Raw genomic sequence first — 19,308 nt, 5'->3', positions numbered from 1 at the left:
ATACTTTATTTGCATATCATATATGTTTGAATCAAAAACAGCAGCCTCTGATTTAGGGATTATAGTTTTATTTTGAGAATAACAGATTAAAGAGAGAAAGATTAATAAAATCAATATTGTTTTAATACATTAAATATTTACAACTTCAATGAAACTAATTCATATTTATTGATATATCCTTTTAATATATCAGAATATTCAATAATATCTAAAGGATAATATCTTTGTAAAACCTCTTGGTATTTAATAATAGGATGATATAAACACTTAATTTTTTCAGTAACCCAAAGTTCTTTATACGATACATAATTATCACTAAAATTTTCAAAATCTATTCCGTCTGATGTTTCTTTATATGACATAACAACTTTGAAGCAATCAAAATTTTTTATTTTCCTTTTTTCATTTCTGTACTCTTTAATTTCGATAATATCATTATCATCAAAATAGGCAAAAGCATTTACTTCAAACTCTTGGTAGTTATCAGAAACCTCTGTTGCTAAAGTTGAAATTATTTCATTTATATTGATGGTCTTATAATTACCAACTAATATTCCATCAATGGTTTTATGATACGTTATTTTATTATTGTCAAAAGTATGATGGTAATTGTAATTTTTATCAGCATAGTTAATCAAAAAATTAAAGTTTTGATCGAAACTTTCATCTATTGACTTTACTACACGATTATGTTGAATTGTATCCGTAATTTTAATATTTTCCGTTGCAATATTAAATTTTCTTAATTCCACCATCATATTTTCTTTTAAAGCAACTAACGATTTATCATATAATTCTTGATTTATGATTATGCTTTTTGAAGTAAAAACAATTGTCCCTGATTTAGGGACAATTGTTTTATACTGACAATAACTAGTTAAAGAAAAAAATAGCAGTAATTTAATTATTGTTGTATTCATAATTTCAAGCCTATTTTGATAGTTTTAATTAGTTCGTCGAATTCCAGAGTGCAATCTTCACCCGTTTGACCATCAGTAAAATTAACTTGAAAAAAATATTTTTTAAAAGGAATTGCATAAGTTCTAGATCGAACTTTCATTTCTTGACCATCTTTCCCTTTCATAGTAAACTTACCAATAAAGTAAACAGAATTAATTCCTGAAATTTCAATTTCCTTTGCTTCTTCAATAAACTCAAAATCTTCAAAAACTTTCACGAACCCTTTTGAACTTTGAATAATAAGACTTTTAAAATATTCAAAATCATCTACTGGCTTGTTTCTGACGTTAATTTGAATTGTCGGAATCAATCCTGCAGTAGTTTTAGGGTCATATTTATAAAATGACGTTAGTAATATTGAGCCTTTACTGTTTTCAATAAGTTTAGCTAAATTTTCATCAGAAACTTCAAATTTCACCAAATTTTTCTTTAAAACTTCATTGCTGGCTTCAATCCAGTTTTTTGGCTCTTGAATAGCAAACCCATACTGTTTATTTTCAAATTTTTTTTGAGCATTTACAGAAAAGCATAAACCTATAAATACTATAATTATTATCAATCTTTTTTTCATATTTTTTTAATTTTATTCAAGACGGGTAAACATTTTACACCCTAAATCAAACCAACTTTAACCTTTTTTTACAATTATAATTTCAACATTAGAATTTTCCCCTATATGCCCTATTCCAGTGTTATCCGAATCATCAGTAAACATTTCAGATACTATGCTACTAACATCCGCTCCAAACCCTTCTTTTACAGAATAAATTGCTAACAAAACTAATCCTCTTATATCATCATTAGGATTCAAATACTTAAGTAATCCTAATTGTTCATATACCGATGTCGGTTCTTCTTCATCTTTACCAACTTGATCATCAGAAATGTCATCAGGTAATTTAGGCAGTTTATACATTTCCGAAATTCTGTGAAATGCAACTTCGGCTTGTTCTTCTATTGAAATAGACATTTCTTGTATTTCTACTAGTATTTTAGATAACTCCTTGTCAGAATTTACCCATTCTTGAATTGGGTCTACATTAAGTGGATTAGTATTTTCCATATATTTTACTTGATTTTTTTACCACGATTTTCCATATACCTTTTGCCGTTCTCCATCTGACTTACTCCATTCACTATATGAAAGCTCAATTGGTCTAAATTCTATGCCCGTACATTGCTGTTTTTCTAATTCACTCTTAAGTCTTTCTGAAACAATTCCGTAACTATCATCACTATACTTAATTCTAAAAAAATCTAAATTTATATCAGTTTTAAAATGGATATCAACTAAGCTTATTTCTTTTGGATAACCTAAGGATTCAGCAATAATTAAAAATTCTTCAAGATTAGATATTTCAATATTTTTTTTTATAACATTTCGATTTTCATCTCTATCTTTAAAAACAACTTTAGTTTTGCTAAAATCAATATATTCATAAGAAAATTCATAAATGTGTGTTTGCCAGTAATTGTGATTAGAAATATCTTTTTGAATTATGTAAGTTGGAAAAAACTGAATACCATAACAATTAAACTCATCTAATATTTCTTTAAACTTATTACTAATTACTAAGGAACCAAATGTAAAACCTATTCCGCCTGAATTAATTAAATCAGTTTGCTTTGAATTATTATGTAAAACTGTGTTGGACAATATGGGAGTTGTTTCAATTTTCATAAAAGGAAATTTGTCAATAAAATCTTTATCATAATTCACATTACAATGATGTATGACTTTTTTAACTTGCTCAACGTTACCCATTATTTTTTCGTCAAGGCTATGTTCAATGGCAAAATATTTCATTATGGTAAAACTAAATTATTTAAATGAGAATTTGGATTGTTTACTATCCAATGTTTAATATCCCCTATCAAATCGGTTAAATAATTATAACATTGTAATGGAGTAGCGTTAGGATTTAATTCGTAAAACTTATCTAATTTCTTTAATATTAAATTATTATAGTTATTATGATTGGGTTGATTTCTCCAAGTAGCTACTGCAATACCATTTAAGGCACTGTCTATATGAAAACCTTGATTGCTGGCTTCTGTAGCGGCTCTTTGCACCACTTCATTGTTAAGTAATAATGAACCTCTAGGTATAATATGGTGTGCTTGCCTGGTTAAATCTCCAGCAATTAGTCCACAAGTTGCTCTAAATTTTTTACTGTTGGCCGCACCAAAACTAATTGTATTATTTAACCCAACTATGAGGAATCGTAATCCATCGGCACGTTTAGCCATTTTTGCACCTGAAGCAAACCAACCACCAATAGGAATTGTTGATGAAAAACTTAGTAATGCATTAGTACTTTGCCCAGTTATGGTATAAATAATACCATTTAATAAATCAGCTACTTCACCATATACGGGAACTAGTCCTACTATGTCTAGCATAAGTTGTGAGGTATCTAACCAAGCTTGAGCAAAAATTCTAGTTTGTGACCAGTCAGGATGCTCATCTTTAATAACTACGCAATGAGCTAGAAACAATCTTGCCATTTTAATAACAGTCAAAGGATCTATATCCTGATTAAGTGGTGTAGAATCAGGAGTATTAAAATTAAGAGCAGAGACTCCATTAATGTTATTAAAAAAAGTAGTGTCTAAATTTTGATTAAAATAATTGTTATTTTTAGCATATATAGTCACTCTAGTTATTTCAAGTTTAGTTGCTAAATTCTCATCTTGCATATTCTGAAGTATATCAATCAACTCCAACGCAAAATTTTCAATATCTTGTGGTATATAATCTCCATCATTGTTCAAGTTTATACTTGCCGTTACATAATCTTTGATTTCTTTATAAACTAGACCGTTTGATGTTAAAAAATCTTTTTTACTTTGTATTAGTGGATCATAAAACTCCATTTTAAAAATATCCGATTTTAACTCTTCTGGAGTTTTGGGAATTACAGGAGTAGTAATGGGATTGTTGGTTGTAATGTTGTTAGAACCGCTTCCAGTTCCACTTCCTCCGTGTCCGTTCCCAGTATTATAATTTGATGCCGCATTGCAACTGCTCCTTACAGGCATATTTAAATCACACACTCTTTTTAAATAGCTATGGTGGCAGTCTTGTGTAGAACGATGTTCTTGCCCTACACCGCCACCATTTCGTCCATTGCACATCATCACCCAAATACAGTTTAATACACCTCCACCTCCTGAAGGATCAGGATCTACATCAGTACCATTGCCAGTATACAATGTGGATATGCCATATACTTTATTTGTTTCTATATTTCCCACAATAGTATAAGACTTGCTTGTTTCATCAAAAACAGGAGCTTGTGTTGGTGTATACTTTACTGTGAATACTTCTGTTACAACTTCCTCCTTAACGTGAATGACTAAGTTTTCAAAATAGCTTTGGGAATCCTCTTCTTTTTCTATAAGCATTGTGTAAGACTTGAAATCATCAAACGAAATTTCAGAAACTGTTGATGAGTCTATTGCTATAAAATCTCCCGACGCTCTAGAAGAGCAAGATTTACTACTTTTTCTAGTTTTTCTTAATTCATTCCGTGCTTTAGAATTCGCAATTTTAAATTGTGGTATTTTGTTTGCTTCTTTTAATGAATAGTTCTTTAACGTAATGCTTTGTTTTGGTTCTGTGCTGTGATCCTCAAAATCGTCTTGGCAACCATACAAGAATAATCCTGTAATAATGGTTAAAATTAGTAGTTTCATTTTTTGTTTCATAGGGTTTTAGTTAGTTTTTCAATTCTTTTTGCAGAGTGCAGGGCAGCATTGGTTTTCCCTTTTTATTTTAAATTAAAACTGTTAATTTTTCAGGCGAAAATTAGAACACTTTCAGACATTTTAGGTTACGGTAAAACCGTACATTTTTTGTTAAATTTGAGCTAATTTTATTGATTTATAAGAAAAATAGGTTTAAAATAATTTCAACCTAAATTGAAATTACCATAAATCGAGTAGCAATTTTGTTTTGTTTTTTTCATCTGTTTGGTTTTACTTTAGGCTGTTTTATATATAGAGGGTGAAAATTGAGAAAAGGTTGGGACGGGTGTGAAATATTTTTCATTTGTCATTATTTTGATGCGCAAATGTAATTAAAATATAGCACGTTATGCTATAACTTTCTTATTTATACAAACCTTACTTTGTATGGTGCGTAAAGATGTAGAAATAGTTCCTATTATTCAGTTTGGAGAACGATTAAGATTTATAAGAAAATCTAAAGGCTTATCAATGGAAAAATTATCCGAATTAACATCGTTTGAATATTCTCAAATTAGCAGAATAGAATTGGGACAGATCAATACTTCTATTGACACTGTTTTTAAATTAGCTAAAGCACTTGGAATTTCACCTAAAGAACTTTTTGATTTTGAAATTAAATAAGGAAAACACTAAAAACTCCACCCTTTATAATCTGCTATTTTTTCAATTTTAGTTTCGATGTCATTGGGTAGTTTTGGAAAAAAATCGATTCCTGTCATTTGTTCGATTTTATCTACTGATACTACAAATTTATTCAAAGGTTTTTCAGAATCTTCGTGGGGCATTAAAAACGCAATTACTTTGTATTCGCCACGAGAATTATCAAGAAGGATTTTATAAAAATAGTTAGGCACCGAAACGTTTTCATCCCCAATGGTTTCCAAGTTATTTACCAATACACCACCTGTAACTACATAAACTCCATCATATTTTGCGGCCCAATATCTGGTTTTCTGTTCCAATTTGTTCCAAATACCAGCATTAAAATCATTCAATTGTGGTGAAATGTTTGAGGTGTAAAAAGTTTCGTTAAAAGCAACTTCCGAAAAACGCCTGTCACCAGCAGGACACAAATGCCCTTTGTCGTAACCCGAACGTTTGTAATTCTTCCAACTGGCAGAACCAGAATCCACTTCAGGATCGTCAATAAAATAGGGTCTTTCTAAATTGCTTTTGCTTAAATGCTCTTTTTTTAACTCATAAGCAACCCATTCCGCTTGTTCGTGATTCTCACTATAGGAAAGTGTATAAAAATGGTGTGCTATTATATTCCTTGTCGTCGATGTTGGCAAATAGTTAAATTGATCTGCCTTAATTGAACTTGTATCTAAAAGATTCGATTTTATGATTTGCTCTGTTTTCTGGTCCTTGCAACCTGAAAAAACAAACGTTGTTACACCAAAAAAAACTATTTTAAAAAAATTATTCATATTTATTATCAAATTATTGTAATTTTATATGGTAAATATAGACAACTTAATTTAGTTGTTTGAGTAAAAAATTTAAAAACAAAACTATGAATTCAAAAATTATCATCACCTCCATTTCGTTATTACTAGCTACTTATTCTAACGCACAAGAAACTGTCGTTGTGGATGCTCCAGCAGTTGCAACAAAAAATAATGCTGCTAAAACTGATTCCATAAACATTGCTAAATACAACAAAGCGGTCTTAGCACAAAAAATAGCCGAAGAAAAGGCTGCAAAAAAAGCAGAAAAAGAAGCGGAAGAAGAAGCTGGAAAAAAAATCGAGAAAGAACAAAATCGAATAAAAGATTCCGAGAAAGCGGCTAAAAAAGCAGAAAAAGAAGCCGAGGAAAAAATTAAAAAAGAACAAGATCGAATAAAAGATTCCGAGAAAACGGCTAAAAAAGCAGAAAAAGAAGCCGAAGAAAAAATTAAAAAAGAACAACAAAGAATAGAAGATTCTGAGAAAGCTGCTGATCGAATGGAAAGGGCGCAAAAAAAACTAGAAGAATCGGAAGCAAAAGCGGATAAAGCCAAAGCAGCAACAGAAAAAGCCAAAGAAAAAGCGGATAAAGCTCAAGAACGTTTCATAGAATCTAAAGAAAAATTAGTTGGGATTGAAGATGATATTTTAGAAAGCACTGAAAAATTAAACAAGCAAAATGCTAAAGGAAAATTATCGCCTCAAGATATTAAAAAATGGAATGAAAAGATAGACAAAATGAAAGAAAAAGCAGCTGATCAAAAGAAACGAATTGAAAAAGCAGAGAGAGAAGCAAAGAAACTAGAGTAGTAACTCCAGATTACTCAAAATATAAAAAAACTAGCATAGAAAATTATTTCTGTGCTAGTTTTTTTATTTAATTTTTTTCTTCTAAAACTATCGCTATCAATACAATAATTAGTAAAAAACTATATTCCAAACCACCTGTTCCGTGTTCGCCAACAAACCAGCCATTTGACAAATGAATCAGAAAAATACCTACAACGAGTAAAGCTATAAAACCTATTGAAATCCATTTTACAAAATATCCTAAAAAAAGTAAAATACTGCCTCCCATTTCATAAATTGTAATTCCCCAAACCACTGAAACGGAAAACGGAATTGCTTTACTTGCTAAAAAACCAGCAAATTCTGGTATTGTATTTTCAACTACTCTAACTATAGAATGAGACAGAAAAATAAATGCAATAGAGGCTCTGAATAAAAAACTTATTTTATTATTGATTATTAAACTCAAAATTGTTATTTTAAATTAGTAAACTACATTTTTTAATTCCCATTAAGGCTTTAACAGCTTTACAAAACTTTATCACACGTAAAAGTCATTGTTTCTGGTGCATTTGCAAGTCCATCATCAAGTGTTTTGGTTAGTGTAATTAGATCCGCACAAGTAATCACCAATTTCCCATTAACTTCTTCCACTGTAACTGAAACATTTGAATCGATAGATGATTCATATATTGCTCCTTTGCCCGCAAGATCGTAAACGACACATTGAATATTCATATAATTCAATTCCACGTCACTCGCTACTGTGTTTTTAGACTTTACTGAATACACTCCAGCAAGATGTGTATTGAACCAAAAAACTACATTGCAAGTCTTGAAATTGTTATTAGTTGTCGAAATGTTAGAATCTACATTAACTTGGGTAAATGGCTTTCCACTAGTATAGTTTGTCAAAGTTTGAGTAGAAATACGTCTAGAAAAATTGTAATCATTCATTTTCCAACTATTTCCAGCTACTGGAATTATTGGTATTGGCACAACTGGATTGTCTGAACTATTACTGCAAGAAGAAAACAGTAAAAATGCTGTTAAAACGAGTACTGATTTAAAGATTGATTTTTTCATTTTTTTTATTGTTAAATACATTTTTTACGAAAACATTTTTTCGTTCTTAGTTAATTATTTTATAAAAATACTATTTCAATTTTTTAAACCATACGAATAGCTATCAACAACAGTGATAAATATACATAAAGAAGTTTTTAAGCTAGAAATAGATAAAAACAATAAAAAAGAATAGTAAAAATAGGCATTGGTATACAAAAAAGGGTTGTTTGTATCGTTTAAGCTGAAAAATGATACCAAATTGTATATTTGTTTTATGAAAAAAAGAATTGTTCGGCATTTTTTGTTTTGGTTAGCCTATTTATCATTTGAAGTATATACAGAGTTTGAATGGGTACTTGGACAATACAAACAGTTTTCAACTTGGGAAGCTTTTACAATTGTATTGGCTGGAGAATCAATATTGGTTTTTGCCATTAAAATTCCTATTGTATATGTTGTTTTTTATTTTTTAAACAAATACATCCAACACAAAATAACCTTTTTAAAACTTTCTTTTAATGTGTTACTATCTCTAGTGTTTATTCTATACATATATAGATTATTAGCTGTTAACTTTATAATTCCTTATGTGTACGGATTTAATGAGAATACAAAAATTTTAGATTTTCAAGGGGTTTTAAATTCATTTATGGATACTGTATTTATACTAGTAGCATCCATATCCTTTAAACAATATTCCGTGAGTGAAAAACTTAGAGAGAAACAACAATTACTGGAAAAAGAAAAATTAGAAACCGAATTAAATTTTTTGAAAGCTCAAATAAATCCTCATTTTTTATTCAATACACTAAATAATATTTATGCTTTAGCCATAAAAAAATCAGACCAAACTCCTGATGTAGTAATCAAATTATCGAAACTATTACGTTTTGTGTTATACGAAACTAAGGCTACAAGAATAGCTATAAATAAGGAAATTCAGTTCCTGAATGATTATATTGAATTAGAAAAAATTCGTTACAACAACAGATTGAAAATTGAGTTCAATTATAAAATTGACTCTGATAGTGCTACTATTGTACCCTTATTATTAATTCCATTCGTAGAAAATGCATTTAAGCATGGAGCAAGTGAAACCATTTCTAAAGGGTTTATAAAAATACAGCTGAAAGTAGAAAATAACGAACTTTTTTTTCAAGTAGACAATACATTTGAGTATGTTTCTGAAAACGAAATTAGAGACGGAATTGGTTTAAAAAATTTGAAAAGACAACTAGAGTTAATGTATCCAGGTTTTGTATTAAATACAGCAACAGAGGGAGTAGTTTTTAAATCCAGACTTCAATTATTTTTAAATTAAAATGTATGAAAATAAAATGTATGATTGTCGAGGACGAACCACTAGCAGTAGAAGTGGTCAAGAATTTTATTGATCAGGTCCCTTTTTTAAAGTTAATGGTAATCTGCAACGATGCTATAGCTGCATTACAAATTTTGAGAGAACAACAAATAGATTTAATCTTTTTGGATATTCATTTGCCAAAACTGAAAGGCTTGGATTTTTTAAGTGCATTAGAATCGCCTCCAATGGTTATAATCACAACGGCTTATCACGAGTTTGCATTAAAAAGTTATGATTATAATGTGATTGATTATTTATTAAAACCAATCGAATTTAATCGATTTATTATTGCGGTCAATAAGGTTGCCAATAAAAGTAATACTAGCCCTTCAAGTTTGACTATTGAAAACGCAATACCATATCACGATGTATTGTTTTTTAATGTCAATAAGAAAAAAGCAAAAATTAACTTAAACAGTATTTTATACATTGAAAGCCAACGTGAAAACATAAAGATTGTTACTGTTACAAAGACTTTTGAAACAAGATATACAATTACAGATTTAGAAAAAGAATTAAGTAAATTAGATTTTATAAGAATTCATCGTTCCTTTATTGTTGCAAAATCTAAAATTGACTTTTTTGATACTAATGGTGTAGAAATAGCAGGTAAGATTATCCCTATTGGAAGGAGTTATAAAAAACCTGTCATAGATAATCTTACATCAAAATCAAAACATTAGAAAAGAGTATTTAAGATATTATCTACCTATACTTTTAATATTTCAGCTTCTTTAACCACAAGTAATTCTTCAATTTTTCTTATATAAGAATCTGTCAATTTCTGCACGCTATCTTCTGCCGTTTTACAAACATCCTCAGAGGTTCCTTCTTTTTCTAATTTCTTAATATCATTGTTGGAATCTTTACGCACATTACGTATTCCAATTTTTGCATCTTCTGATTCGACTTTTGCTTGCTTGACCAAATCTTTTCTTCTTTCTTCGGTAAGTGGCGGAACACTGATTATTATGATATCGCCATTATTCATTGGGTTAAAACCTATATTGGCAATCATAATTGCTTTCTCTATAGGCTGCAGCATACTTTTTTCGTATGGCTGAATGGTAATGGTTCTTGCATCAGGCACATTTATATTTGCCACTTGAGACAAGGGTGTTTGCGAACCATAATAATCAACAAAAACACCACCAAGCATTGCTGGAGATGCTTTTCCTGCACGAATATTTAAAAATTCTTTTTCTAAATGCGCTATTGAATTATCCATTGATTCTTTTGCGCTATCCAATATAAAATCTATTTCTTCCGTCATTTTTTTTTTAATTGTTAGACTTCTTAGATTGTCAGACTTGGATTTTTTTAGATTTCTTAGACTATTGTTCGTTTTTTGATGGTCTAAGAAATCTAATACTCTAACAGTCTAGTTGTCTGAATTATATATTAACTATTGTCCCTATGTTTTCGCCTTTGCAAATTTTTACAAGATTCCCTTCTTTATTCATATCAAAAACTACGATAGGTAATTTGTTTTCTTGACTGAGCGTAAATGCCGTGGTATCCATAACATTTAAGCCTTTTTTGAGTACATCTTCAAATGAAATGTAATCAAATTTAATGGCATTTTTATTTTTTTCAGGATCTTCAGAATATATTCCATCAACACGTGTTCCTTTTAAAATAACATCAGCATTGATTTCTACCCCTCTCAAAACCGCTGCCGTATCTGTAGTGAAATAAGGGTTTCCAGTTCCAGCACCAAAAATTACAATTCTGTTTTTTTCTAAATGCCTAACAGCTCTTCTTTTAATATAAGGTTCTGCAATAGCTTCGATTTTTAGAGCGGTTTGCAATCTGGTTAACATCCCTTTTTCTTCCAAAGCCCCTTGTAGTGCCATTCCATTTATAACCGTAGCAAGCATTCCCATATAATCTCCTTGCACACGATCCATCCCGTTACTTGCTCCAGCAACTCCTCTAAAAATATTTCCTCCACCTATTACAATGGCAATTTCTACCCCTAAATCGTGAATTTGTTTAATTTCATCAGCATATTCAGAGAGTCGTTTTGGATCTATTCCGTATTGACGCTCACCCATTAATGCTTCGCCACTCAATTTTAGAAGTATTCTTTTGTATTTCATTTTTTTGAAGTTGTGTTGTGCAAATATAAATATATTATGGGTTTATGAAAAAATGATTTGCAATATTAATTTTCATCCGCCATTTGCTTCTTAATAATACTATGTCCTAAATATATTAACGGGGTTAACCCTATGGCAATGATTAGTTTAAAGCTATAACCGGTTAAAGCAGAAGTTACAAAAGTTTGAAAATTCATTTTTCCAGGCAACCAAAATGCGATTCCTAACACTATAAAAGAATCGAAAAATTGGGAAATTATGGTTGACCCAGTAGTTCTCAACCAAATTTTAGTATTTCCTGTTCTATTTTTAAAAAACCAAAAAACGGTCACATCAATAAGCTGGGATATTAAAAACGCAATGATACTCGCCACAATAATCCACATACTTTGTCCAAAAACGGCTTGAAACTGAGAATCACTTACTGGACTAATTCCTTTAGCAGCTGGAATATTCATTGCAAATAACAATATAAAAAATGCGTAGGCAATAAGTCCTGCGGTTATAAATGATAATTTTTTTACTCCCTTCTCGCCAAAATATTCATTAATCAAATCGGTGGTGAGAAAAACTATAGGCCAAGGCAAAATACCAATGCTCATAACAAAGGGACCTATTTGAATAAGTTTCCCCCCTATAAGCTCCGCGACTACAGCATTTGTTATAAATATTCCAGATAGAATAACAAAAATAAGTTCTTTTTTGCTTGTAAACATACTACTGCTATTTATCCAAAGTTAGAATTTTATTTTTAGTTGTCTTAAAAAAGTAGTAGTTTTTTTATGATTAATTCAAGTTACCCGTTTTATTTTTTGAAATTATAATCAATGACTTGATAAATAGTAGTAAAAATTAGTGTAAGTTTCCCGTTGGGTGTAATTAAATAAATCACTTTAAATTGATTACATCCATTTGAAATCAAAGCCAAATAATGCAAGAATGTCAGTCTGAGCTTAGCTAGCGCTAACAAAGGAAGCAAAGACTAAAAAAGAAGGCACTTCGACAAGCTCCGTGTGACAAAACGATATAAATTAACCTTAAAAATAAATAATTACACCCAACGGGTTACAAGTTATAATGGTAATATTGCTTATATGCAACACCTATTTTAGAAATTTTATAATTTCAAAGCTGTGTCCAAAAAAATCTTCATCTATGGTTGATTTAAATTTATTGCAACTTAATGACTGGGTACTTAAATTAATTTAGAAAGTTTTAATCAACCTACTATATCGTTTTAAAGCAAAAAAAAAATCTACTGCAAAAGCAATAGATTTTCTAGATATAACTAACTTCAAACTTAAAAATTTACTACTCGCATTCGAGCTGTTTTCTCAAAAATTATTTCTTCAACAATTTCAAAATATTTGATTATGCGCTTTGTTACTTCAAGAAAATCAGCATAATATATTTTGACCAATTCAAAATCTCCAGCCATTTTTGATTCCCAAATGTATTGGGCTATGGTGTGCAGTTTTTTATATTTAAGTTCTAGAAATTGAACTTCTTTTAAATGCTTGTATTTGTTTTGTTCCACAGCATAATACCATTTTCCTAATTCTGAATCGAGATGAGAAATAGCAACTTCATTTTTCGGAATTTTTTGTCCTTCTACAAATGACTCAATTTTTGTAATCCAATTAAAATGCGATAATTTAACCAATTCCAAATTCATTACTGTATTCATAATTTTTTTAAATTTAATTTTAAAAACTAATTTTTTAGATTTTAAGAAATGGTAGGTGCTATTCTTAATCAGATTGCAAATATAAAATACAATATCGATTAAAGACAAATAAAATCGTTTAAAAGCGATTATTTAATTATAAATAAAGTTAAAGATTACAAAAAAATATTTATTATACCTTATTTTATTTAAAATTAAAACGCTAATTAACAGTTATTTACCAAAAAAAAATGCGCTGCTGGAAATTCTAGTAGAGCATTTTTTATAAAAGTAAGATAAACCGTGTTTAGAAGCCGTAATTAACTCCAAGTCCGAAAACTTCTCTAACTTGAACTGCTTTGATGGCATTGTCATCATAAATTGCTTGAAAAGCTACATTTGCTGACATGTATTTATTAATTTTCATAACTAAGTTCATTTGGTAGTCAACATCAACATTTTGTGGTTTTTCAAGATAATTTGTATAAAGATTCAAAATGTTTTCCATTGAAATGTTTTCCATTAAATTCAATTTGTAATACCCATTAAGAGCCGCTCCAAATTCAAAACGGCTTGTTTTACCTTTTTCTACACCAAAAGCAGAGCCTAATTTAGTGAACTCATCGTGAACAAGAATAAATCTTGATGTTGCAGGAGCAATATTCACTTTTAGATTGTCACTTTTTTTCCACAACATCCCTGGGCCAATTTGCAAATAAGCGGGTGACATAAAATGCGAAATTTTTGTTACAACCCCTGAGTTTGTTAGAAAACCAGAATCCATTTGTGTTCTGAAATTTAAGAAACCAGAGTAATACCAGTGTCCTTGACCTGTTTTTTTTCCATACAAAGAAGTAAACTCAAGTCTATCATCAGATTTTGTAGTTTTTTGATCTTTTAATTTTGTCAAACCGTAAGCTACAATAATTTTGTTATCCCAAACTGAAGTATACGTATTGTAATTGAAATCATAGTTTATACCCATATTACCAGCGAAGTTTGATGTTCCACCACCTAGCCAATCATTATTAAAAGACGATTGATTGAATAAAAAACTAATATTCCCTGTACGTTTCCATCCTAAACTTGTAGTATCGACTGCTTTTTCTGATGCTTTTGCCGATTTCTCAAGCAATTCTTTTTCGTTTGCTTGTGCTAGTAGACCAAAGCTAAAAAGCAATACCGAAAGTGTTAAAATTATTTTTTTCATTTTATTTTATTTAATGGTTTTAAGCAAAGTTAAATAAAAATGAAAATAAATAAATTTTAAGAAAACAGATCGTTATTATTTCGATAAAAGGCAAAAACAAACGATGAATTACACTTTTGCGTTCCTGATTTAAAGTAATTCCTATTTTCTTTTATAAAGAGGAACTGCAGAACACGCTTCGCCATACATAATACTTTTAGAAAAAGGCAATAATTTTTGAGTGGTTAAAACATATACTTCTTGTGGAACTGGTTTTTTAGAGCATCCTTTTATAATTGTGGATTTGTCTTTATAAATTGAAAAATCAATTGTTTCTAAAATTTCTTGATACATTGAAGTTTCCAGTTGCGGAATTGTTCCTAAATAAACCTTCTTTGCAATACCGTTTAAATGTGTAGTCACTAATATGTATGCCCAAGAAGGCACAATAGCATCAGTACTACAATATAATGCAACAAAAGAATCTTGATATACTGTCCAATCTTTCTGTTGTAATTGTAGTCGAAAATCTTTTTCGCGCAGTACATACCCTTCCAGTAGCCATTGTGAAATATCAATAGAATAACGTTGCCCTTCAGGATAATAATCTTCCAGATCAAAAACCAGTAAGGCACTGTTTGCAACTTTGTTTACTATTTCTTCCATTTTAAATCTTAAAGCATTCCCAATTCGAGTTTGGCTTCTTCACTCATTAAATCTTTGCTCCATGGTGGATCAAAGGTGATTTCAACTTCGGCATCTTTTACACTTTCTAACGATTTTACCTTGTCTTCTACTTCTTTTGGAAGACTTTCAGCCACAGGGCAGTTAGGCGAAGTAAGTGTCATTAATATTTTTACTTCGTAGTCCGTGTTGACCATTACATCATATATTAATCCTAGTTCGTATATATCAACTGGGATTTCTGGATCGTAAATGGTTTTTAAAACTTTGACTATTTTTTCGCCTAATGCGTTTGTATCTATTTCTGGTTCCATAACTTAATTTTGTGAGTTGAATGCTAATGCATACATTTTTATTTGTTTTATCATCGAGACCAATCCGTTGGCTCTAGTGGGTGATAAGTGTTCTTTGAGCCCTATTTTGTCTATAAAATCCATATTGGCCGTTAATATATCTGCTGGATTTTGATTTGAAAAAGTGCGAATCAAAATAGCAATTATTCCTTTGGTTAAAATGGCATCACTATCGGCAGTGAAAACTATTTTATCTTCTAACTGCTCTCCATTCAACCACACTTTAGATTGGCAACCTTTGATGGTATTTTCATCGGTTTTGAATTCTTCTTTTATGAGTGGCAGATTTTTGCCTAAATCAATAATGTATTCGTATCGCTGCATCCAATCGTCGAACATGGCGAACTCGTCTACAATTTCTTCTTGTATTTCGTGTATTGTCATTATTTGTTTTCTGCTATTGCGAGTAATTTGATTACAAATTTTTCTATTTCAACTGGCGGATGTCCGTGGTCAAAACCTTTTGTTATGTGTGTATTACCGTTTTCAACAATGGTAAGATTTGCATGCAATGCTCCGTCATAGAAGCGCAATTCTGTGGGCCATTTTAGTGTAGGCAATAATTCTGGTTTAAATTCTTTTAACAATGTGGCTAGTTCAGAAACTTCAGCAGCAGTTAGGGTTTTGGAATCTCCTTTTGCTTCTGGATCACGATCTTTAAAAAGGGTTAATTTCTCGTTCAAAATTGTGATTTTGAGATACGATCCTCTTGTAGAGGCTTCGTATTGAATAAAAGTTCCTTTTTCTTGTTTTTGTGTTTTCACTGTTTCGGTTTCAGGTTCGGATTTTAACTCTTGTACTTGCTCTAGAGTTGTAGTCACCTGCGAAGAATTATTGCTTATTTCTTTTTTAGATTGACAGGATTTTGATAAAAATAAGCTTAAAAATAGTATTGCAATTGTTTTCATAAGGTTCTTTTTTAGGGTTTTTTAGCCCTGATAGTAGTGGAAATCCTTTTTAAAACTGTCCTACTGAGCTTGTCGAAGTAGGACAGTTTTAAAAAGATTGCAACGGATAGCAGGATTAGCTCCAAAAAAAATTAAGACAACATCATCTTGGCTTTTTTTATTGCTTCTACAAATATATCAATTTCTTCTTTAGTATTATAAAATGCAAAACTGGCACGAATGGTTCCTGGAATTTTGTAAAAATCCATTATGGGTTGCGCACAATGATGCCCCGTTCTAACTGCTATTCCTAACTTATCGACAATCGTGCCAATGTCGTAGGGATGAATGCCTTTGATGTTAAATGAAATTACCGATGCTTTTTGAAGCAGGTTTTTAGTCCCATAAATTTCGAGATTTTCGATTTCCAGCAATTTTTTTGTACCGTATTCCAGTAACTCGTGTTCGTGTTGGGCAATGTTTTCGAATCCTACAGCATTCATATAATCGATTGCGGTTCCAAATGCGATTCCGCCACAAATATTAGGTGTTCCTGCTTCAAATTTATGTGGTAAATCGGCGTAGGTTGTTTTTTCAAAAGTTACCGTGGCAATCATTTCGCCACCTCCTTTGTAGGGCGGTAATTTTCGGAGCCATTCTTCTTTGCCATAAAGGATTCCAACGCCGGTTGGTCCACACATTTTATGTGCCGAAGTGACATAGAAATCAACATTTAGGGCTTGAACATCTGGTTTTAAATGGGGACAGGCTTGTGCGCCGTCTATCAAAACCGCTGCATTTACTTGGTGTGCTTTTTCGATGATGAATTCAATAGGATTAATGGTTCCAAGTCCGTTTGAAATGTGATTGCACACCACTAATTTGGTTTTGTTTGAAAGTAATTTTTCATATTCGTCCATCAACAATTCGCCATCATAATTCATAGGAATTACGAGGAGTTTTGCTCCTGAGCGTTCGCACAACATTTGCCATGGCACAATATTACTGTGATGTTCCAGCGCAGAAACTATAATTTCATCGTCTTTTTGTAACAAGGCTCCAAAACCATTGGCCACGAGATTGATGCTTTCGGTTGTTCCAGAGGTGAAAATAATTTCGAACGGCTGTTTTGCGTTAAAATGTTTTTGGATTTTGTTCCGAGCTTCTTCATAAGCATCCGTCGCCATTTGACTCAAAGTGTGCACACCACGATGAATGTTTGCATTGTATCTGGAATAATAATCAACAATGGAGTCAATTACGATTTGCGGTTTTTGCGAAGTGGCTCCGTTGTCGAAATACACTAAGGGTTTCCCGTTGACTTGTTGTGAAAGGATTGGGAAATCAGCTCTTATTTTTTGAATGTCTAGCATAATTATTTAGAAAAATTCTAAATACAAAAGTAATCAATCTGGATTTGTTTACGCCACGAATTGAGGAATTTTTATATTTTGTTTATCGGCTATTTTATGAATGTTATGCAAGAAAAAAATTGAAAATTTGTGCCAAAAAAATTTATAACTTGCTTGAAAATATTTTAAAATGAAAAAGGTTTTCAAATTTATTGGTTTAGTCGCTCTAGCAGCTGTCATTTATTATGGTTTTGAAACGTATCCAAAACTGGATTTGATTTCGGGATTTTCGGCAAAAAGTATTGCTTCGGGACACTTTATTGACAATCGGTCGGTGGCATTGATTGAAAAAACAGACAATGACATCGATTTAATTGATTTGGCAAAAAACAGTATTGATGATGCGCAACGATTTGCCACATCATCTGTTTATGGATTAAAAGAACGAAAAGCGATATATCGAGAAGGTTTGGGCGCTACTTTAGTAAACGATGATTATGATGCAACTAAACCGTATTTGGTTCCAAAAAGAACAACAGCAAACCATAATCTAGCTTTTCCTTATGGAGATCAAGAACCAGAAAAGTATGTTTTTGACAATATTGATTATACCAAACTAAATGCGGCTGTCGAAAATGCTTTTGACAAAAAAGGCGAAATAAAAAAACGCACTCGATCGCTACTGGTTATTTATAAAGACAAAATTATTGCTGAAAAATACGATACGGGTTTTACTAAAAATTCTAAAATTTTGGGTTGGTCTATGACCAAAAGTATTACTGCAACCTATTTTGGTATTCTTCAAAAACAAAGAAATTTTGACATTAACAAACCTGTTCCATTTGCCAGTTGGCAAAATGATGATCGCAAAAAAATTACTACTAACGACTTGTTGCACATGAACTCTGGATTGGAATGGGAGGAAGATTATGGTAAAATTTCTGATGCTACTAGAATGCTTTTCCAATCGGAAGACATGACAAAGCCACAAATGGAAAAAAACCTTGTTGGCAAGCCCAACAATACTTGGAATTATTCTTCTGGAACTACAAATTTATTATCAGGAATTTTGAGAAATCAGTTCAAAACACACCAAGAATACTTGGATTTTTGGTACAGTTCTCTTATTGACAAAATAGGTATGCACTCGATGATTGTGGAGCAAGATATGTCTGGGAATTATATTGGCTCCTCGTATGGCTGGGCAACCACTAGGGATTGGTCAAAATTTGGCTTGCTTTATTTGCACAAAGGCAACTGGAATGGGGATCAAATTTTTGACGAAAGTTGGGCAAAATATGTATCCACACCAACTAATGATTCTAACGGAATTTATGGTGGACACTTTTGGCTGAATGCTGGCGGAAGATATCCTGATGCTCCTAAGGATTTGTATTCTGCCAATGGTTTTCAGGGGCAAATGGTGTATATTATACCTTCTTTAGATATGGTAATAGTTAGAATGGGGCTCAAAGAAGAAGGTGAGTTTGATTTTAATGGGATGTTGAAGGGAATTTTGGGTAGTATTAAAAAATAAAAAAAGTTAGATACTATTAAGCAGGAAAATTTATATATATTTGGATTTGAAATCAAAATCTATTTAAAAAACGCATTGCGTTTTTTAAATAGATTGTTATAAAAAGCTGTAAATGAGAAAACTGCGTTTTTAGCAGTTGCGTATATTTACGAGTT

23 protein-coding genes are annotated in these 19,308 nt (G+C 31.0%); 5 read left to right on the top strand and 18 right to left on the bottom strand.

What is annotated here, in order from left to right; translation table 11 throughout:
* Positions 1–137: 137 nt before the first annotated feature.
* The 5 genes from RMO70_RS08615 to RMO70_RS08595 are packed head-to-tail and all read right to left on the bottom strand — an operon-like array spanning position 138 to position 4,659.
* Positions 138–920, bottom strand: a complete 783-nt coding sequence (locus tag RMO70_RS08615; protein ID WP_310556024.1) for a hypothetical protein — start codon at positions 918–920, stop codon at positions 138–140.
* Positions 917–1,531 carry a hypothetical protein gene (locus RMO70_RS08610; protein ID WP_310556023.1) on the bottom strand — a complete coding sequence of 205 codons (615 nt, stop codon included), beginning with the start codon at positions 1,529–1,531 and terminating at the stop codon, positions 917–919. The genes RMO70_RS08615 and RMO70_RS08610 overlap by 4 nt, the downstream gene beginning before the upstream one ends.
* A 57-nt stretch (positions 1,532–1,588) precedes the next feature.
* Entirely contained in the window at positions 1,589–2,023 is a 435-nt protein-coding gene (locus RMO70_RS08605) for a hypothetical protein (RefSeq protein WP_310556022.1), read from the bottom strand.
* A gap of 18 nt (positions 2,024–2,041) precedes the next feature.
* Positions 2,042–2,767, bottom strand: a complete 726-nt coding sequence (locus RMO70_RS08600) for an imm11 family protein (RefSeq protein WP_310556021.1) — start codon at positions 2,765–2,767, stop codon at positions 2,042–2,044.
* Positions 2,767–4,659, bottom strand: a complete 1,893-nt coding sequence (locus RMO70_RS08595; RefSeq protein WP_310556020.1) for an AHH domain-containing protein — start codon at positions 4,657–4,659, stop codon at positions 2,767–2,769. Before RMO70_RS08595 ends, RMO70_RS08600 begins: the two co-directional genes overlap by 1 nt.
* A gap of 438 nt (positions 4,660–5,097) precedes the next feature.
* Between RMO70_RS08595 and RMO70_RS08590 the strand changes: the two genes are divergently transcribed.
* Positions 5,098–5,334: a helix-turn-helix transcriptional regulator gene (locus RMO70_RS08590; protein ID WP_310556019.1), complete on the top strand. Its 237-nt coding sequence runs from the start codon at positions 5,098–5,100 to the stop codon at positions 5,332–5,334.
* Positions 5,335–5,342: 8 nt separating this feature from the next.
* Here RMO70_RS08590 and RMO70_RS08585 read toward each other — a convergent pair whose 3' ends face one another.
* Positions 5,343–6,143 (bottom strand): DNA/RNA non-specific endonuclease, encoded by an 801-nt coding sequence (locus RMO70_RS08585; RefSeq protein ID WP_310556018.1) that lies wholly within the window; start codon positions 6,141–6,143, stop codon positions 5,343–5,345.
* 86 nt (positions 6,144–6,229) lie between these two features.
* Between RMO70_RS08585 and RMO70_RS08580 the strand changes: the two genes are divergently transcribed.
* Complete coding sequence (locus RMO70_RS08580; RefSeq protein ID WP_310556017.1) at positions 6,230–6,973, top strand: hypothetical protein; 744 nt, start codon at positions 6,230–6,232, stop codon at positions 6,971–6,973.
* A gap of 67 nt (positions 6,974–7,040) precedes the next feature.
* On the opposite strand, the gene RMO70_RS08575 is transcribed toward RMO70_RS08580, so the two are convergent.
* On the bottom strand, positions 7,041–7,421 hold the full coding sequence (locus RMO70_RS08575) for a DoxX family protein (protein ID WP_310556016.1): 381 nt from the start codon (positions 7,419–7,421) through the stop codon (positions 7,041–7,043).
* A 59-nt stretch (positions 7,422–7,480) separates the two neighbouring features.
* Positions 7,481–8,038, bottom strand: a complete 558-nt coding sequence (locus RMO70_RS08570; protein ID WP_310556015.1) for a hypothetical protein — start codon at positions 8,036–8,038, stop codon at positions 7,481–7,483.
* Positions 8,039–8,294: 256 nt separating this feature from the next.
* Between RMO70_RS08570 and RMO70_RS08565 the strand changes: the two genes are divergently transcribed.
* Both RMO70_RS08565 and RMO70_RS08560 read left to right on the top strand, forming a co-directional pair.
* Positions 8,295–9,341 carry a histidine kinase gene (locus RMO70_RS08565; RefSeq protein ID WP_310556014.1) on the top strand — a complete coding sequence of 349 codons (1,047 nt, stop codon included), beginning with the start codon at positions 8,295–8,297 and terminating at the stop codon, positions 9,339–9,341.
* 5 nt (positions 9,342–9,346) lie between these two features.
* Complete coding sequence (locus RMO70_RS08560; protein ID WP_310556013.1) at positions 9,347–10,066, top strand: response regulator transcription factor; 720 nt, start codon at positions 9,347–9,349, stop codon at positions 10,064–10,066.
* A 26-nt stretch (positions 10,067–10,092) separates the two neighbouring features.
* On the opposite strand, the gene frr is transcribed toward RMO70_RS08560, so the two are convergent.
* The 10 genes from frr to RMO70_RS08510 form a co-directional block, all read right to left on the bottom strand.
* Positions 10,093–10,656, bottom strand: a complete 564-nt coding sequence (gene frr / locus RMO70_RS08555) for a ribosome recycling factor (RefSeq protein WP_310556012.1) — start codon at positions 10,654–10,656, stop codon at positions 10,093–10,095.
* 121 nt (positions 10,657–10,777) lie between these two features.
* On the bottom strand, positions 10,778–11,485 hold the full coding sequence (pyrH, locus tag RMO70_RS08550) for a UMP kinase (protein WP_310556011.1): 708 nt from the start codon (positions 11,483–11,485) through the stop codon (positions 10,778–10,780).
* Between the two features lie 65 nt (positions 11,486–11,550).
* Positions 11,551–12,201, bottom strand: coding sequence for a queuosine precursor transporter (locus RMO70_RS08545; protein WP_310556010.1), 651 nt, complete (start codon positions 12,199–12,201; stop codon positions 11,551–11,553).
* Between the two features lie 584 nt (positions 12,202–12,785).
* Positions 12,786–13,172, bottom strand: a complete 387-nt coding sequence (locus tag RMO70_RS08540; protein WP_310556009.1) for a CZB domain-containing protein — start codon at positions 13,170–13,172, stop codon at positions 12,786–12,788.
* A gap of 286 nt (positions 13,173–13,458) precedes the next feature.
* Complete coding sequence (locus tag RMO70_RS08535) at positions 13,459–14,361, bottom strand: DUF3078 domain-containing protein (protein ID WP_310556008.1); 903 nt, start codon at positions 14,359–14,361, stop codon at positions 13,459–13,461.
* A 141-nt stretch (positions 14,362–14,502) separates the two neighbouring features.
* A complete protein-coding gene (locus RMO70_RS08530) occupies positions 14,503–15,006 on the bottom strand; it encodes a DUF2480 family protein (protein ID WP_310556007.1) in 504 nt (167 codons plus the stop codon).
* Positions 15,007–15,014: 8 nt separating this feature from the next.
* On the bottom strand, positions 15,015–15,338 hold the full coding sequence (locus RMO70_RS08525; RefSeq protein WP_310556006.1) for an SUF system Fe-S cluster assembly protein: 324 nt from the start codon (positions 15,336–15,338) through the stop codon (positions 15,015–15,017).
* A 3-nt stretch (positions 15,339–15,341) separates the two neighbouring features.
* On the bottom strand, positions 15,342–15,761 hold the full coding sequence (locus tag RMO70_RS08520; protein WP_310556005.1) for a SufE family protein: 420 nt from the start codon (positions 15,759–15,761) through the stop codon (positions 15,342–15,344).
* Positions 15,761–16,285: a hypothetical protein gene (locus RMO70_RS08515; protein WP_310556004.1), complete on the bottom strand. Its 525-nt coding sequence runs from the start codon at positions 16,283–16,285 to the stop codon at positions 15,761–15,763. The genes RMO70_RS08520 and RMO70_RS08515 overlap by 1 nt, the downstream gene beginning before the upstream one ends.
* A 131-nt stretch (positions 16,286–16,416) precedes the next feature.
* On the bottom strand, positions 16,417–17,637 hold the full coding sequence (locus tag RMO70_RS08510) for a cysteine desulfurase (protein WP_310556003.1): 1,221 nt from the start codon (positions 17,635–17,637) through the stop codon (positions 16,417–16,419).
* A 169-nt stretch (positions 17,638–17,806) separates the two neighbouring features.
* On the opposite strand from RMO70_RS08510, the gene RMO70_RS08505 reads away from it, so the two are divergent.
* Positions 17,807–19,153: a serine hydrolase gene (locus RMO70_RS08505; RefSeq protein ID WP_310556002.1), complete on the top strand. Its 1,347-nt coding sequence runs from the start codon at positions 17,807–17,809 to the stop codon at positions 19,151–19,153.
* Positions 19,154–19,308 lie beyond the last annotated feature (155 nt).

The sequence above is a fragment of the Flavobacterium sp. genome (assembly GCF_031422135.1).
Lineage (GTDB): Bacteria > Bacteroidota > Bacteroidia > Flavobacteriales > Flavobacteriaceae > Flavobacterium.
This window is presented reverse-complemented; position numbering and strand designations above follow the sequence as displayed.